The organism is Ideonella sp. BN130291 (genome assembly GCF_036231905.1).
GTDB lineage: Bacteria > Pseudomonadota > Gammaproteobacteria > Burkholderiales > Burkholderiaceae_C > CAMLIZ01.
In genome coordinates, this window is the sequence record NZ_JAZARE010000008.1 from 158945 (window position 1) to 176168 (window position 17224).

At 69.4% G+C, this 17224-nt stretch carries 12 protein-coding genes; 5 read left to right on the forward strand and 7 right to left on the reverse strand.

Annotation, left to right across the window (positions count from 1 at the left end):
* The first annotated feature begins 30 nt into the window (after positions 1–30).
* From VPH43_RS18230 to VPH43_RS18240, 3 genes are all read left to right on the forward strand, one after another.
* On the forward strand, positions 31–2850 hold the full coding sequence (locus VPH43_RS18230; protein ID WP_328579160.1) for a serine/threonine-protein kinase: 2820 nt from the start codon (positions 31–33) through the stop codon (positions 2848–2850).
* Between the two features lie 92 nt (positions 2851–2942).
* Positions 2943–3755, forward strand: coding sequence for a hypothetical protein (locus VPH43_RS18235; RefSeq protein WP_328579161.1), 813 nt, complete (start codon positions 2943–2945; stop codon positions 3753–3755).
* A gap of 216 nt (positions 3756–3971) precedes the next feature.
* Positions 3972–4394, forward strand: coding sequence for a hypothetical protein (locus VPH43_RS18240; protein ID WP_328579162.1), 423 nt, complete (start codon positions 3972–3974; stop codon positions 4392–4394).
* Positions 4395–4410: 16 nt separating this feature from the next.
* Here VPH43_RS18240 and VPH43_RS18245 read toward each other — a convergent pair whose 3' ends face one another.
* The 7 genes from VPH43_RS18245 to gabT form a co-directional block, all read right to left on the reverse strand.
* Positions 4411–5883 (reverse strand): NAD-dependent succinate-semialdehyde dehydrogenase, encoded by a 1473-nt coding sequence (locus VPH43_RS18245; protein WP_328579163.1) that lies wholly within the window; start codon positions 5881–5883, stop codon positions 4411–4413.
* Between the two features lie 74 nt (positions 5884–5957).
* Positions 5958–6905: an agmatinase gene (gene speB / locus VPH43_RS18250; RefSeq protein WP_328579164.1), complete on the reverse strand. Its 948-nt coding sequence runs from the start codon at positions 6903–6905 to the stop codon at positions 5958–5960.
* A 5-nt stretch (positions 6906–6910) separates the two neighbouring features.
* Positions 6911–7786, reverse strand: coding sequence for an ABC transporter permease (locus tag VPH43_RS18255; RefSeq protein WP_328579165.1), 876 nt, complete (start codon positions 7784–7786; stop codon positions 6911–6913).
* The gene (locus VPH43_RS18260) at positions 7786–9030 is read right to left on the reverse strand and encodes an ABC transporter permease (RefSeq protein ID WP_328579166.1); all 1245 of its coding nucleotides are present in this window, start codon (positions 9028–9030) and stop codon (positions 7786–7788) included. Before VPH43_RS18260 ends, VPH43_RS18255 begins: the two co-directional genes overlap by 1 nt.
* Before the next feature lie 10 nt (positions 9031–9040).
* The gene (locus VPH43_RS18265; RefSeq protein WP_328579167.1) at positions 9041–10075 is read right to left on the reverse strand and encodes an ABC transporter substrate-binding protein; all 1035 of its coding nucleotides are present in this window, start codon (positions 10073–10075) and stop codon (positions 9041–9043) included.
* Positions 10072–11238, reverse strand: coding sequence for an ABC transporter ATP-binding protein (locus VPH43_RS18270; RefSeq protein WP_442909311.1), 1167 nt, complete (start codon positions 11236–11238; stop codon positions 10072–10074). Before VPH43_RS18270 ends, VPH43_RS18265 begins: the two co-directional genes overlap by 4 nt.
* The gene (gene gabT, locus VPH43_RS18275) at positions 11235–12527 is read right to left on the reverse strand and encodes a 4-aminobutyrate--2-oxoglutarate transaminase (RefSeq protein ID WP_328579169.1); all 1293 of its coding nucleotides are present in this window, start codon (positions 12525–12527) and stop codon (positions 11235–11237) included. The genes VPH43_RS18270 and gabT overlap by 4 nt, the downstream gene beginning before the upstream one ends.
* 252 nt (positions 12528–12779) lie before the next feature.
* Between gabT and VPH43_RS18280 the strand changes: the two genes are divergently transcribed.
* On the forward strand, positions 12780–14192 hold the full coding sequence (locus tag VPH43_RS18280; RefSeq protein ID WP_328579170.1) for an aminotransferase-like domain-containing protein: 1413 nt from the start codon (positions 12780–12782) through the stop codon (positions 14190–14192).
* Positions 14193–14544: 352 nt separating this feature from the next.
* Positions 14545–17172 carry an alanine--tRNA ligase gene (gene alaS / locus VPH43_RS18285; protein ID WP_328579171.1) on the forward strand — a complete coding sequence of 876 codons (2628 nt, stop codon included), beginning with the start codon at positions 14545–14547 and terminating at the stop codon, positions 17170–17172.
* The last annotated feature ends 52 nt before the right edge of the window (positions 17173–17224 follow it).

Below are 17224 nucleotides of genomic sequence, written 5' to 3' on the forward strand. Positions count from 1 at the left end.
TCACCGCCGCGCCCGCACCCCACCCGCTCGATGAACGCCCGCTTCGGCATCGACGCCGCCACCTGGTCCCGCCTGAGCCCGCTGCTGGACCAGGCGCTCGACCTGCCCGCCGCCCAGCGGCCCGCATGGCTGCAGGCCCTGCCCACCGAGTCGGGCGCGCTCAAGCCCCTGCTGGCCGAGCTGCTCGCCGCGCACGAGGCCGGCGCGGCATCAGGCCTCAGCACATTGCCCCCGCTGGACGGGGCCTCGCAGCACCAGGCCGGTGACACGGTGGGCGGCTACCGGCTGCGCCGGCCGCTGGGGGCCGGTGGCATGGGCGAGGTGTGGGAGGCCGTGCGCGTGGATGGGCTGATCGACCGGCCGGTGGCGCTGAAGCTGCCGCATGCCGGCAGCGACCGCCATGCACTGGCCGCCCGCATGGCGCGTGAGCGCAGCATCCTCGCCGCGCTGGACCATCCGCACATCGCGCGTTTGTACGACGCCGGCATCGCGGCAGACGGCCAGCCCTTTCTTGCACTGGAGCTGGTGCAAGGCGAGCGCATCGACCGCTGGTGCGACAGCCGGCAGCTGGACATGCCTGCGCGCCTGCGCCTGTTCCTGCAGGTGGCCCATGCGGTGGCACACGCTCACGCGCAGCTGGTGGTGCACCGGGACCTGAAGCCGTCGAACCTGCTGGTGGACGAGGGCGGCCAGGTGAAGCTGCTCGACTTCGGCATCGCCAAGCTGCTGGAAGCGCCGCAGGACGAATCGCAAGCCCTGACGCAGCAGGGCCGCCGGCCCTTGACGCCCGAATACGCGTCGCCCGAGCAGATCGGCGGCGCGGCGGTGGGCACCCGATCGGACATCTATTCCCTCGGCGTGGTGTTGTGCGAGCTGCTCAGCGGGCAGCGGCCGTATCGCCTGCGCCGCGGCACGCGTGCCGAGCTCGAACAGGCGGTACTCGAGGCCGAGCCGGCGCGGCCCAGCGACCTGGCGCACGGCCCGTCCCGCCGGGCGTTGCGCGGCGACCTGGACACCATCGTGCTGATGGCGCTGAAGAAGGATCCGGCGCAGCGTTATGCCACCGTGGACGCGATGGCGGCGGACATAGCGCGCCACCTTGCCGGCCGCCCGGTGCTGGCGCGCGCCGACAGCACCTGGTACCGCACCTCCAGGTTCGTGGCCCGCAACGCGGTCGCGGTGGCGGTGGGCGCGGCCGCGTGCGCCGCGCTGGTGGCCGGTGCCGGTATCGCGGTCTGGCAGGCGCGCGAGGCCCGTGCCGAAGCGCGCCGGGCCGACGAGGTCAAGCGCTTTCTCGCCGCCCTCTTCAAGGAAGCCAACCCCTACCTCGGCGGCAAGGCACCCAGTGCGATGGACCTGGTGAAACAGGCCGATCGCAAGCTCGGGCGTTTCATGGTGGCCCAACCGGCCGTGCGCGTGGAGCTGGGCACCATGCTCGGTGAAAGCCTGATGATGCTGGGCGACCTGGACGCGGCCGAGGCGGCCATCGACCGCGCCGCCACGCAGGCGCGCCAGCTCCTCCCCCAGCACCATCCGCAGGCCCTGCATGCCCGGCTGCTGCAGGTGCAGGTGGACCGGCTGCGCGGGCGCGCCGCCCAGGCCCGCCAGGCCCTGGACACCCTGGTGCCGCAGCTGCGCCGGGACGACACATTGCCGGAAGACCTGGTGGTGGCCCTGCAGGCCCAGGCCCTGCTGCTGATCGACGTGGGCGACTACTCCGGCGCCTCCCGCGTGGCCGTGGAATCAGCCCAGCTGGCCCTGCAGCGCCTGGGCCGCCAGCATCCCGACACCGTGGGCGCCGCCATCCTCCTGGGCCTGGCGCACCGCTATGACAAGCGCTTCGACGCTGCGCGCGAGGCGGCGGGCCAGGCCCTGTCCCTGGCGCTGGAGGCCTATGGCGCGGACGGGCCGCATCCGCGCGTGATCGAGGCGCGGGCCACCTACGGCCGCGCCCTCGCCGACACAGGGGACTTGGCCGGCGGCATCGCCCAGCTGCAGCATGCGGTGGCCGATGCACGCACCTTGCTGGGCAACAACAGCCACCTCACCGGCGTGCTGCTGCAGAACCTGGTGGCCTACCAGATCGACCTGGGTGAGCTGGCGCAGGCCGAGCGCAACAGCCAGGAGGCCCTGGCGATCCTCGGTGCCCAGGTCGAAAAGGAGTCGTTCACCTATGCCGGCACGCTGGCCGCGCACGGGCTGGCCTTGCTGGCGCAGTACAAGGCCGGCCGCGCGGCCCCTGTGCTGACGGAAGCGGTGCAGATCCTGCAGCGCGTGCTGGGGCCCCAGCACGAGGCCACCCTGACCGCGCGCAGCCACTTGGCCCTGGCGCAGGCCCTGAATGGGGAGCTCGCGCAGGCGCGCGCCGGCATCGAGGCCGTGGCCACGCAGTTGGCCGGCACCCGGGTGGCGCCCGCCGTGCAGGCCCGCGCGGCGTATGTGCGGGCCCTCGTGCTGCGCCGGTCCGCGCAGCCGCTGCCCGGCGCGCTGCTGGAGGGGCTGGTCGAATCGACCGACATGTCACCCAAGCTGCAGCGCGAGCGCATGCGCGCCGGCGCCGAGCTGGGCGCTCTGCTCGCAGCCCAGGGAGACCAAGCCGGTGCCGCGCGCCGGCTCGGCGACGCCCTGGCCGCCTTTGCCAGGCTGGAACGCCAGCTGACACCCCCCCATGCCGAGGCGCTGGTCGCGATGGCCAAGCTGCACCTGGCGCAGGGCCGCGCGCAGGAGGCGCTGCCGCTGCTGGAGCGGGCCCATGCCTACTGGCAGGCTGCCGACGCGCCGGGGCCCTGGGCCGAAGCGGCCGCGGCGGCGCTGGCGCAATGCCGGGCGGCGCTGCGCCACACCCCCTAGATCGAAGACGATCGTTGCGCCCAGGCGTGGCCGCTTGGCGGGCCGGACCGCGTCTGTACAGGGGTCTCGACACTTTTTTGGAGGACCCCACGATGCGCACATCACCCATTGCCATCGCGCTGCTCGCGGCGCTGGCCACCACCGGCGCGTGCGCCGGCCCGGCGCTGGCCGAACGCGAGTCGGTCGCGCAGGTCAGCTATTTCGGCGCCTTCTCGACGCTCAGCGATTCGGGCAGCGACGGCTCGCCAATCCCTGTCACCTCCCTGGACGCCAACCGGTCGCTGGCCCTGAACGGCTTGCACCACTGGGACGACAGCTTCTCGATGTGGAGCTTCTCCTACGACGTCGCCTGGTCGGTGCAGCAGGCGTTCAGCCTGCAGCCCGGCGTGGGCGGGCTGCGCTCGCTCAACGCCGAGGGGCACACCGCACTGGGCCTGGCCTCCGAGCTGATCTTCCTGGGCCAGCCGGCCGGTGGCATCAGCTCGTACATCGAGGCGGTGAACGACCAGGCCTTCGTGTTCACGCTCGATGCGGCGAGCCGCTTCGAGCTGGAGGGCGACACCGGCGGCGGCCAGTTCATCAAGCTGCAGCGCTGGGACGACCCGCAGGCGCGCTGGATGGACACCGGCACCGTGTCCCACCTGAACACGCTGGACATGGCGTTCGATATCGACGGGCAGCTTGCGGCCGGCCGGTACCGATTGCTCAACCGGCTGCAGGACGACCGGGCCGATGGCGCGCCGCCGCAGATCGATGCGCACTGGAACTATGGACTGGTGTTCACCGACGTGGCGCCGGTGCCGGAGCTGCCGACACCCGCGCTGCTGCTGGCCGGGCTGAGCGCGGCCAGCTGGTTGGCGCGGCGCCGCCCCCGTGGCCTGGCACACGACGGACAGCGGCCGTGATCGACCTCGTCGGCTATGTCGCTTCCGGTCTTGTGCTGGCGACCTTCTGCATGCGCGACATGGCCGCCTTGCGGCTGCTGGCCATGGCCAGCAATCTGGCCTTCATCGCCTATGGCGCGGGCGCCGGCATTGCGCCTGTGCTCACCCTTCACCTGCTGCTGCTGCCGATGAACGCCTGGCGCTGGCTGCAGCAACGATCCTATGGAGATCTGCACCATGACTCACACCTCGCTCCACACGGCCCGGCTGGCCGCCATCGTGGCACTCCTGGCCGGCGCCAACGCGCACGCCGCCCGGCCCGCCAACCTGGCCGGCACCACCTGGACCGCCCGCATCGACAACGGCACGGAACAGCTGGTGATCCAGCGCCAGGGCGGCCCCGGCACGGCCGGCGGCCCCGACTGCCTGATGGTGGAGGGCACCATCGGCCCGGCGCCCGTGCGCGGCTGGTACTGCCCGGCCACTGGTCGGCTGCACCTGCGGCACAGCAACATGGCGACCGGCGTGACGGTGAGGGTGATCGACGCCCATGTCAGCACCGAAGTGACCGGCCAGCCGCTGTACCTGGGCGGCACGGTGGCGGTGGACGATGCGGCCTTCGGCGCGCTGGGCGTCTACAACTTTTCGGCGGTGAAGTGAGGGCTGCAGCGAGAGCTCAGCGCTGGATGTCGCCCAGGCAGAGGTACTTCACCTCGAGGTAGTCGGCGATGCCGTGGTGCGAGCCTTCGCGCCCCAGGCCGGATTGCTTGACGCCGCCGAAGGGCACTTCGGCGGTGGAGATCAGGCCGGTGTTCACGCCCACCATGCCGTACTCCAGCGCTTCGCCCACGCGGAAGATGCGGCCGATGTCGCGGCTGTAGAAGTAGCTCGCGAGGCCGAACTCGGTGTCGTTGGCCAGGCGGATGGCTTCTTCTTCGGTCTTGAAGCGGAACACCGGCGCCACCGGGCCGAAGGTCTCTTCGCGGGCGCACAGCATGTCGGACGTGGCGTCGGCCAGCACGGTGGGCTCGAAGAAGCGCTCGCCGATCTTGTGGCCGCCCACCACCACGCGGGCGCCCTTGGCCACCGCATCGGCCACGTGGCGTTCCACCTTGGCCAGGCCGTCCTGGTCGATCAGCGGCCCCTGGTTCACGCCCGGCTCGAAGCCGTTGCCCACCTTGATGCCGCGGGCTTTTTCAGCGAGCTTGGCGATGAAGGCGTCGTACACGCTCTCCTGCACGTAGAGCCGGTTGGCGCACACGCAGGTCTGGCCGGCGTTGCGGTACTTGCTCACCAGCGCGCCTTCGGCCGCACTGTCGAGGTCGGCATCGTCGAACACGATGAAGGGTGCGTTGCCGCCCAGCTCCAGGCTGAGCTTCTTGATCGTGGGCGCGCATTGCTTCATCAGGATGCGGCCCACCTCGGTGGAGCCGGTGAAGGAGAGGTGGCGCACCAGGTCGCTGTCGCACAGCACCTTGCCGACCTCGATGGAGTTGGCACCGTCGGCGGTCACCACGTTCAACACACCCGGCGGCATGCCGGCGCGCTGTGCCAGCTCGGCCACGGCCAGCGCCGACAGCGGCGTCTGCTCCGCCGGCTTGATGACCACCGGGCAGCCGGCGGCCAGCGCCGGCGCCACCTTGCGCGTGATCATCGCGATCGGGAAGTTCCAGGGTGTGATGGCCGCGCACACGCCCACCGGCTGCTGGATGACGAGGTAGCGCTTGTTGTTGTCGGTGGTGGGCACCGTTTCGCCGTAGACACGGCGGGCCTCTTCCGCAAACCATTCGATGAAGCTGGCGCCGTAGCTCACTTCGCCCTTGGCTTCGGCCAGCGGCTTGCCCTGTTCGGCGGTCATGATGGTGGCCAGGTCGTCGGCATGCTGGTGCAGCAGGTGGAACCACTTCATCAGGATGGCGCCGCGCTCCTTGGCCGTCTTGCGCGCCCAGGGCGCCCAGGCCGCATGCGCTGCCTTCAGCACGGTGCGGGCGGCCTCGGCATCGATGTTGGCCACATCGGCCAGCAGCGCGCCGGTGGCCGGGTCGTGCACCTCGAAGCGCGCCGCGCCACGCAGCCACTCGCCGTTGGCCAGCGCATCGGTCTTGAGCAGCGTGGGGTCCTTCAACTGGGCGAGCGGAGAGCGGGACATGCGGGGGCCTTTCAAGGTCTGGAGGTTCGTTTCACTCTACTGCGCCGGGGCCGGCCCATGCGCGGTGTCAGGCTTCAGCGGTAGTGCACGCCGGGCAGCACGCACAGCATCTCGTACAGCAGGTTGGCACCCAGCAGCGCGGTGTTGCCGCTGGGGTCGTAGGGTGGCGACACCTCGACCAGGTCACCGCCCACCAGGTTGAGGCCGCGGCAGCCGCGGATGATCTCCAGCGCCTGCGGCACAGTGAGCCCGCCGATCTCCGGCGTGCCGGTGCCGCCGGCATACGAGGGGTCGATGCCGTCGATGTCGAAGCTCAGGTACACCGGCCGGTCAGGGCCGATGCGTTCGCGCACCTGCGCCATCAGCGGCGCCAGCGACTGGTACCAGACCTCATGCGCCTGCACCACGGTGAAGCCCTGGGCGCGCGGCCAGTCGAAGTCGTCGGCCGCGTAGCCGGTGCCGCGCAGGCCGATCTGCCAGACGGTGTCGCAGGCGAGCAGGCCTTCTTCCACCGCGCGGCGAAAGGGCGTGCCGTGAGCGATGGCTTCGCCGAACATGTCGTCGTTGATGTCGGCATGCGCGTCCACATGCACCAGCGCCACCGGGCCGTGGCGGCGTGCGATGGCGCGCAGGATGGGCAGCGCGATGGTGTGGTCGCCGCCCAGCGTGAGCGGCTTGCAGCCGGAGGCCAGCACCTCGTCGTAGAAGTGTTCGATGATGCCCACCGACTTGGGCAGCGAGTAGGTGTTGATCGGCACGTCGCCCAGGTCGGCCACTTGCAGCATGTCGAAGGGCGCGGCGCCGGTGGCCATGTTGTAGGGGCGCAGCAGGGCCGACTCGGCGCGCATCTGGCGCGGGCCGAAGCGCGCCCCCGGCCGGTTGGAGGTGCCGATGTCCAGCGGCACACCGATGAAGGCGGCGTCCAGGCCGGCCGGCGAGGTGGCAGCCGGCAGCCGCATCATGGTGCCCGGGCCGGCGAAACGCGGCATGGCATTGCCGCTGAGCGGTTGGTTGAAGTCCATAGCCTTCAGCGCCTGCGGCCCCGCAGCCATTCCAGCACCAGCAGCAAGCTGGTGGTGAAAACGATCAGCAGTGTGGCGACCGCGGCGATCGTGGGCGAAATGTTCTCGCGGATGCCGGTGAACATCTGGCGCGGCAGGGTCACCTGCTGCGGCCCGGCGAGGAACAGGGTGACCACCACCTCGTCGAACGAGGTGGCAAACGCGAACAGCGCGCCGGAGATCACGCCCGGCGCGATCACCGGCAGGGTGATGCGGAAGAAGCTGCGCACCGGCCCGGCGCCCAGGCTCAGCGAAGCACGCACCAGGTTCTGGTTGAAGCCCTGCAAGGTGGCCAGCACGGTGGTCAGCACGAAGGGCGCCCCCAGGGCCGCATGCACCAGGATCAGCCCGGTGTAGGTGTCGGCCAGGCCGGCATTGGCGAAGAACAGGTAGGTGCTCACGCCCACCACCACGATGGGCACCACCATGGGCGCGATCAGCACGCTCATCAGCAGGCCCTTGAACGGGAAGTTCGCGCGCGCCAGGCCCACGGCGGCCAAGGTGCCCAGCGAGGTGGCGATCAGCGTGGCGGCGGGTGCCACGATGAAGCTGTTCTTCGCCGCGCGCACCCACTCGGCCGAGTCGAAGAGGTTGTGGTACCAGCGCAGCGACCAGCCGGTGATCGGGTAGATCAGGAAGGTGCTGTCCGAAAACGACAGCGGAATGATCACCAGGATGGGCAACAGCAGGAAGGCCAGCACGCCCACGCACAGGCCACGGAAGGCCCACCAGCCGGCCTTGTCCAGCGGCGTGGCGTAGGCGGGGAATTGCGGCTTCAGGAAGGCAAGGGGGCTGGCGGCCCCCTCGGGGGGCAGCGAACGAAGTGAGCGTGAGGGCTTCATCATCCGAGGCTCAGCTCCGACTTCACAATGCGGCGGTACACCGCATACAGCACCAGCGTGGCGGCCAGCAGCAGCGCGCCCAGCGCACAGGCCATGCCCCAGTTGATGTTCACGTTGGTGTACTGCGCGATGTAGTAGCTCAGCATCTGGTCGTCACCACCGCCCAGCAAGGCCGGCGTCACGTAGTAGCCGATGCTCAGGATGAACACCAGCAGGGCGCCGGCGCCGATGCCCGGGTACGTCTGCGGCACGTAGACGCGGAAGAACGCGGCCAGCGGCGGGCTGCCCAGCGACACCGCGGCGCGCAGGTAGGTGCCGGGCACGCTCTTCATCACGCTGTACAGCGGCAGGATCATGAAGGGCAGCAGGATGTGCACCATCGCGATCACCACGCCGGTGCGGTTGAACAGCAGCTGCAGTGGCTGCGAGATCAGGCCCAGGCCTTGCAGCGCGCCGTTCACCAGCCCGCCCGACTGCAGCAGCACGATCCACGCCGCCACGCGCACGAGGATGGAGGTCCAGAACGGCACCAGCACCAGGATCATCAGCACATTGGCCTGCCGCGCCGACAGCGTGCTCAGCCAATAGGCCAGCGGATAACCCAGCAGCAGGCACACCACGGTGACCACCGCGCTGATCTGGAAGGTGCGCCCCAGGATGGGCGCGAACACACGCTGGTCGGCCGGCATGCGCTCGATGTCACCCTGCGCATCACGCTTGAGGTCCACCGAGGCCAGCAGGTAGTCGGCGGTCCAGCGCGAGCTGTTCTTGGCGATCGCCTGCCAGTACTTCGGCTCGGCCCAGCGCTCGTCCAGCGCCAGCATCCTGGCTTTCACCTCGGCCGGTGAGCCATCGATCGGCAGTGCCTTGTAGGTGTTGAGGATCAGCGAGCGTGCGCCGGCCACCTCGCTGTTGAGCCGGCGCGCCAGGGCGCCGGCATCCGAGCGGTCGGGCAGGGCGGCCAGGTCGGCCGCCACGGCCGCGAAAGCGCTCGGTGGCGGCACCTCTTCGCGGTTCCAGCGCTGCAGCGCCTCGCCGGTGCGCGGCAAGGTGCTGGCCACCTCGGGGTTCTCCACGGCGCGCTTGAGCAGCGCGCCGATCGGCACCAGGAAGGTCAGCAGCAGGAAGCCCAGCAGCGGTAGGGTGAGGGCAAACGCACGCAGCTTGCGCATGCGCTCGGCCCGCGCCAGCGAGCGCTGCAGGCTGGTGCCACCAACGGGCAGTGGAACCGCGAGGGTGCTCATGCGCTGCGGCTTATTGCGCGACCCAGGAGGCGAAGCGCTTTTCCAGCTCCTCGCCCTGGTCGGCCCAGAACTTCACGTTGAACTGCACCGCGTCCTTCGCATTGGCCGGCGACGTGGGCAGGTTCGCCAGTACCTTCGGGTGCAGCTTGGCCAGCGCCTTGTTGTTGGTGGGGCCGTAGGAGATCTCCTCCGCGTACTTGGCCTGGTTGTCCGGCTGGCTGGCGAACTGGATGAACTTGTAGGCCGCGTCGCGGTTGGGTGTGCCCTTGGGAATGGTCCAGTAGTCCAGGTCGTAGATGCCGCCGTACCAGGCCACCTGCAGATACTTGCCTTCGCGCTGCGCGGCGCTGATGCGGCCGTTGTAGGCGGTGCTCAGCACCACGTCGCCGGCCACCAGGAACTGCGGCGGCTGCGCGCCCGCTTCCCACCACTGGATCTGCGGCTTGAGCTCGCCGAGCTTCTTGAACGCGCGGTCGGCGCCTTCCTTGGTGGAGAGCACCCTGTACACGTCGGCCGGCTTCACGCCGTCGGCCATGAGCGCGAACTCCAGGTTGTAGCGCGCGCCCTTGCGCATGCCGCGCTTGCCGGGGTACTTCTTCTGGTCCCAGAAGTCGGCCCAGCTGGTGGGGCGATCCTTGATCTTCTCGCCGTTGTAGGCCATGACGGTGGACCACACGAAGATGCCCACGCCGCATTCGTGCACGGCGGCGGGCTGGAAGTCGGCCTTGTTGCCCACCTTGGCCCAGTCGATCTTCTCGAACAGGCCTTCGTCGCAGCCGCGGGTGACGTCCGGGCTTTCCACTTCCACCACGTCCCAGGTGACCTTCTTGGTCTCGACCATGGCCTTCACCTTGGCCTGTTCGCCGTTGTATTCCACCGGCACCACCTTCACCCCGGTCTTCTCGAAGGGTTCGTAGTAGGCCTTCTTCTGCGCATTGGCGTTGGCGCCGCCGAAGTTCACGACCGTGATCTGCGACTGGGCCAGCGCGGGCAGCGCAAAGCCGGCCGCAACGACGACGGCCATGGCCAGGATGGTCTTGTTCATGGGGAGACTCCTTCGGGAGTGGGTGAGGGAAGGGAATAGATGCGGATCAGGTCCGGCGGGAACTCCAGCCACACGTCGTCGCCTGCCTGCAGCGGCTTCACCGCCGCCAGCGGCACCTTGACGGTGCTGTCCGGCTGGCCCCGGCCCGTGTTGCACAGCAGGCGCAGGTGGTCACCGTAGTAAATGACGCCGGCCACGCGTGCCTGCAGCACATTGGCGCGTTCGGCCGGTGCTTGCGTGTGCACGACGATGCGTTCGGGCCGGATGCAGGCCTCCACAGCCTCGCCCACCTGGGCGCCGTTGACGTTCAGGCCCGTGATCACGCGGCCATCGGGCAGCACGATGCCGCAGCGTTCGCTGTCGGCCGCGCGCACGGTGCCCTTGAGCACGGTGCTGTCGCCGATGAAGCCGGCCACGAAGCGGTTGGCCGGCGCTTCGTACATCTGCTCCACGGGCGCGATCTGCTGGATGGCGCCGTCGTTGAACACCGCCACCCGGTCGCTCATGGTGAGCGCCTCGCCCTGGTCGTGGGTGACGTACACGAAGGTCACGCCGAGCTGGCGGTGCAGCTCCTTCAGCTCGATCTGCATGTGTTCGCGCAATTGTTTGTCCAGCGCGCCCAGCGGCTCGTCCATCAGCACCAGCTGCGGCTCGAACACCAGTGCGCGTGCCAGCGCCACCCGCTGCTGCTGGCCGCCCGACAGCTGGGTCGGATAACGATCAGCCAGGCCGTCCAGCCGCACCATGCCCAGCGCCTTGGCCACACGTTGCGCCTGCTCGGTCTGAGCGACCTTGCGCACCGTCAACGGATAGGCCACGTTCTGGCCCACCGTCATGTGCGGGAACAGTGCGTAGTTCTGGAACACCATGCCGAAGTGGCGCTTGTGCGGCGGTGTGCGGGTGATCGGCTTGCCGTCCAGCACGATGTCGCCGGCGGTGGGGGACTCGAACCCGGCCAGCATCATCAGCGTGGTGGTCTTGCCGGAACCAGAGGGCCCGAGCAGGGTGAGGAACTCGCCGCGCCGGATGTCCAGGTCAAGCTGGCGCACCACGAGGTGCACGCCGTCGTAGGTTTTCTGCACGCCGCGAAAGCGCACCAGCGGCTCCGCCGTGGCAAGCGGGCGCTCCGCAGGTTCGAGCGGCGGGGCGGCCACGGCCTTCATTGGGCCGCGGCCAGGCTGTCGGCCAGGATCTGCAGGCCCTCGGCCACCAGCGCGTCGGCGGCCGTCAGCGGCACCAGGATGCGGATCACGTTGCCGTAGGTGCCGCAGGACAGCAGGATCAGCCCGCGCCGGGCGGCTTCTGCCACCACCCGCTTGGTGAGCTGTGCGTCGGGCCGCGCCAGGTCCCCACCTTCGAAGAGCTCGATCGCCACCATCGCGCCCAGGCCGCGCACGTCGCCAATCGCCGGCGTGTGCGCCCCGATGCGCCGCAGGCCGGCCACCAGCGCTTCGCCCATCGCCCGGCTGCGCTGCAGCAGCTGCTCGTCCTCGAACACCTTCAGCACCGCCAGCGCGGCGGCGCAGCCGATCGGCGAGCCGGCGTAGGTGCCACCCAGGCCGCCAGGCGCCGGTGCGTCCATCACGTCGGCGCGGCCCACCACGCCGGCGAGCGGGAAGCCGCCGGCCAGCGACTTGGCGGTGGTGATCAGGTCCGGCGCCACCGGCCACTGCTCGCTGGCGAACCAGGTTCCGGTGCGGCCGGCGCCGGTCTGCACCTCGTCGGCAATGATCAGGATGCCGTGGCGATCGGCAATTTGCTTCAACCCTGTGATGAACTCCGGCGGCGCGACATAGAAACCGCCTTCGCCCTGCACCGGCTCCAGGATGAAGGCCGCCACGCGCTCGGCCTCGATGTCGTTCTTGAAGATGGTTTCCACCGAGGCCAGCGCATCCGCCACGCTGATGCCGTGCAGCTCGTTGGGGAAGAGGGCGTGGAACACCTCGTTGGGGAAGGGCCCGAAGCCCAGCTTGTAGGGCGCCACCTTGCCGGTGAGGCCCAGCGTCATCAGGGTGCGGCCGTGGTAACCGCCGGTGAAGGCGATCACCCCGGCGCGCCGGGTGAAGCTGCGTGCGATCTTCACCGCGTTTTCCACGGCTTCGGCGCCGGTGGAGAGGAACAGCGTCTTCTTGGCGAAGTGGCCCGGCGCCAGCGCGTTCAGCCGCTCGGCCAGCTCCACGTAGGGCTCGTAGGCCAGCACCTGGAAGCAGGTGTGGGTGTACAGGTCCAGCTGCGCCTTCACCGCGGCGATCACCTCGGGATGGCAGTGGCCGGTGTTCAGCACCGCGATGCCGCCGGCGAAGTCGATGTAGCGCCGACCCTCCACGTCCCACAGCTCGGCGTTGGCGGCGCGCGCCACGAAGATCTCGTGCGCCTGGCCGACGCCGCGGGCCACGGCGGCGTGGCGGCGCGCCATCAGGGCGGCATTGCTGAGATGGGGTTCGCGGTGCATGGGGCTCTCCTCGGGGCTGGGACTGCTGGCGACTGTAGGCACCGGGGGTGCGGGCCGCCATATACAGCCACGCGGCTCGCGTGGTGTACTGTGCAGGTGCCGGCCCCTGTACATGGAACCCCTGACATGGAACCCACACGCTCACGTTGTTCGCTGCCCCCCGAGGGGGCGCCAGTGCCCTTCGGGCGGCCGGGCGGGCACTGACTCAGCGCCGGCTTGGCACACTCCCGCGTATCGCTTTCCGGCCCCGCCATGCTGAACGTCGACCCCGCTTCGTCCACGCCGCTTGTCACACAGATCGTCGAGGGCTTTCGCCGGCTCATCGCCGACGGGGCGCTCAAGCCGGGCGCCAAGCTGCCGTCCATCCGCAGCTTCGCGGTCTCGCACGGCGTGAGCGTGTTCACGGTGGTGGAGGCCTACGACCGGCTGGTGGCGCAAGGCTGGCTCACGTCCAAGGCGCATGCGGGCTTCTTCGTGCGCCGGCGCAGTGAGGAAACCCCTGCCGCCGAGGCGCCGCGGCCCGACCTGCGCTTCGACGCGCGCTGGTACCTCAAGCACATCTTCGAAAACAGCAACCTGCCGCTGAAGGCCGGCTGCGGCTGGATGCCGCACGACTGGCTGTTCGAGGACGGCGTGCGCCGCAGCCTGCGCCACCTGGCGAGCGACGGCGTGCAGCTGGGCGGCTACGGCCTGCCCTACGGTCACCTGGCGCTGCGCCAGCTCATCGCCGAAGGCCTGGCGCAGCACCAGATCTCGGTGGGCGCCGACCAGGTGCTGCTGACCCAGGGCTCCAGTCAGGCGCTGGACCTGGTGGCGCGCCGGCTGGTGCGCCCCGGTGACGCGGTGCTGGTGGACGACCCGGGCTACCCCAACCTGATGTTCATGCTGCGCTTCCTGGGCGCGCGGCTGGTGGGCGTGCCACGCCGGCCCAATGGCTACGACCTCGCGGCGCTGGAAGCGCTGATGATCGAGCACCGGCCGGTGGCCTTCTTCACCCAGCCGCGCTTGCAAAGCCCCACCAACGCCACCACGCCGCTGGCCCAACTGTACCGGGTGCTGCAGCTGGCCGAGGCGCACGACGTGGCGCTGGTGGAGAACGACATCTACGCCGACATCGACCCCGAGCCGCGGCCCTCGCTGGCCAGCCTGGACCAGCTGCGCCGCGTGGCTTATGTCGGCAGCTATTCCAAGACCATCTCGCCCAACATCCGCGTCGGCTACCTGGTGGCGCGGCCGGAGCTGGTGGACGAACTGGCCCAGCTGAAGATGGTGTCCGGCCTGACCTCGTCCGACCTCACCGAGCGCCTGGCCTATGGCGCCCTCACCGAAGGGCGCTGGCGCAAGCACCTGAAGTCGCTGCGCGACCGGCTGGCCGCGGCGCATGGGCAGGTGTCGCACCGGCTGGCCCAGCTGGGCTTCGAGATCTTCCACGAGCCCAAGGCCGGCATGTACCTCTGGGTGCGCCACCCCGACCTGACCGACAGCGCCGAGCTGTCGCAGCGCGCGGCGGCGGCCGGCATCATGCTGGGCCCGGGCCACCTGTTCCTGGTGGAGCCGCACACCACCGGATGGCTGCGTTTCAACGTGGCGTTCAGTGACGACGAGCGGCTGTACGGGTTTTTGGCCGAGCAGATTGCTTTGCATCCGCAGCCGGCGACGGTGTAGCGCAAACGCCTTCCCGCGATGACCGGCGCGTCTGATCGGGCCGGCGGGGCGCTCTGCTGCGCTCATGTCCCCCGGGCCTGTGGCCCTCCTCCTTTACTTCGCTCCGCAGAACGCCCCACCGGCCCGATCCCCCACCATCGTGGCTATTCCTTCCCCGCCCACCACGAGTGGTGGAGTGGCAAGGCTGGGGTGTGGCCCCGTAGCGAAGTCAAGGAGGAGGGCCGCAGGCCCGGGGGACATGAGCGAAGTGGGCCACACCCCAGCCTTGCCAACGCGCTCGACCACCCCTTTCCTATAATCAAAGGTTCCGCCGAATCAAGCACTTAACTGGCCCCCGCCGAGAGAGAACCGGATGAAAGCCTCCGAGATCCGCAACACGTTCCTGAAGTTCTTCGAGTCGAAGGGCCACCAGATCGTGGCCTCCTCGCCGGTGGTGCCGGGCGACGACCCGACGCTGCTGTTCACCAACGCGGGGATGAACCAGTTCAAGGACGTGTTCCTCGGCTTCGACAAGCGGCCGTATTCGCGCGCCACCACCGCGCAGAAGTGCATCCGCGCCGGCGGCAAGCACAACGACCTGGAGAACGTGGGCTACACCGCCCGGCACCACACCTTCTTCGAGATGCTGGGCAATTTCAGCTTCGGTGACTACTTCAAGAAGGACGCGATTGCCTTCGCCTGGGAGCTGCTGACCGAGCACTTCAAGCTGCCCAAGGACAAGCTCTGGGTGACGGTGTATGCCGAGGACGACGAGGCCTACGACATCTGGCACAAGGACGTGGGCGTGCCCACCGAGCGCATCGTGCGCATCGGCGACAACAAGGGCGCGCGGTATGCGTCGGACAACTTCTGGATGATGGGCGACACGGGCCCCTGCGGCCCCTGCACCGAGATCTTCTACGACCACGGCGAAGGCATCCCCGGCGGCCCGCCGGGCAGCCCCGATGAAGACGGCGACCGCTACATCGAGATCTGGAACAACGTGTTCATGCAGTTCAACCGCGACGAAGCGGGTGTGATGCACAAGCTGCCCAAGCCGAGCGTGGACACCGGCATGGGCCTGGAGCGCATCACGGCGGTGCTGCAGCACGTGCACTCCAACTACGAGATCGACCTGTTCGTGGCGCTGCTGGCTGCGGCCAAGAAGGCAGTGGATGTGGCGGGCGCGGGTGACTGTGACAAGGACTCGCCGTCGCTCAAGGTCATTGCCGACCACCTGCGCGCCTGCACCTTCACGGTCGTGGACGGTGTGATCCCCAGCAACGCCGGCCGCGGCTATGTGCTGCGCCGCATCGCCCGCCGCGCCATCCGCCATGGCTACAAGCTGGGTGCGCGCAAGCCCTTCTTCCACACGCTGGTGCCGGCGCTCGTGGAGCAGATGGGTGAGGCCTATCCGGAGCTGCGCCAGAACGCGCAGCGTGCGATGGACGTGCTCAAGCAGGAGGAAGAGGGCTTCTTCCGCACCATCGCCAACGGCATGGAGATCCTGGAGCGCGCGCTCGCCTCGGGCACGAAGCAGATCGACGGCGACACAGCCTTCAAGCTGCACGACACCTTCGGCTTCCCGGTGGACCTGACGGCCGACGTCTGCCGCGAACGCGGCGTGACGGTGGACGAAGCCCGCTTCAACGAGCTGCTGGACGAGCAGCGCAAGCGCGCCCAGGCGGCGGGCAAGTTCAAGATGGCGCAGGGCCTCGAATACAGCGGCTCGCCCACCACCTTCCACGGCTACGACAAGCTGATCCACGACACCGCGGCGGTGACCGCGATCTATGTGGACGGCACGCCGGTGCAGCAGGCGAACTCCGGCGACGACGCGGTGATCGTGCTCGACCACACACCGTTCTACGCGGAATCCGGCGGCCAAGTGGGCGACACCGGCGAGCTGCGCAGCAATACCAGCCGCTTCATCGTCGAAGACACGCAGAAGATCCAGGCCGATGTGTTCGGCCACCACGGCCGCATCGTCGAAGGCAGCATCAAGATCGGCGACACGCTCAATGCGAAGGTCGATGCCGACAAGCGCGCGCGCACCATCCGCAACCACAGCGCCACCCACCTGATGCACAAGGCGCTGCGGGAGGTGCTGGGCGGCCATGTGCAGCAGAAGGGTTCGCTGGTGACGCCCGAGCGCACCCGCTTCGACTTCGCACACAACGCGCCCGTTACCGATGAGCAGATCCGAAGGATCGAAGCCATCGTCAACGCCGAGATCCTGGCCAATGTGCCCACGCAGGCGCGGGTGATGCCGATCGACGAAGCGCAGAAGTCGGGCGCGATGATGCTGTTCGGCGAGAAGTACGGCGACGTGGTGCGTGTGCTGGAGATCGGCACGAGCAAGGAGCTGTGCGGCGGCACGCACGTACAGCGCACCGGCGACATCGGCCTGTTCAAGATCGTCGCGGAAGGCGGCGTGGCCGCAGGCATCCGACGCATCGAGGCGGTGACCGGCGACAACGCGCTGGCCTACCTGCAATCGCTGGAATCCACCGTGAACCAGGTGGCCGGCACGCTGAAGGCCACGCCGGCCGAGGTGTCGCCGCGCCTGCAGCAGGTGCTGGACCAGGTGCGTTCACTGGAGAAGGAACTCACCGCGCTCAAGAGCCGGCTGGCGTCGTCGCAAGGGGATGACCTGCTCGCGCAAGCCGTGGACGTCAAGGGCCTGAAGGTGCTGGCCGCCACGCTGGACGGCGCCGATGCCAAGGCCCTGCGCGAAACCATGGACAAGCTCAAGGACAAGCTGAAGACCGCGGCCATCGTGCTGGCCGCGGTGGACGGCGGCAAGGTGCAGATTGCCGCCGGCGTCACCGCCGACAGCATCGGCCGGGTGAAGGCGGGTGACCTGGTGAACTTTGTGGCCCAGCAGGTGGGTGGCAAGGGCGGCGGCAAGCCCGACATGGCGATGGCCGGCGGCACCGACCCGAGCAAGCTGCCGGCCGCACTGCAGTCGGTGCAGGGCTGGGTGGCCGAGCGCGCGTGACGCTACGGTGATCCGCAGGCGCCAGGCGCGCCTGCCTCGTCTACCATCGCCG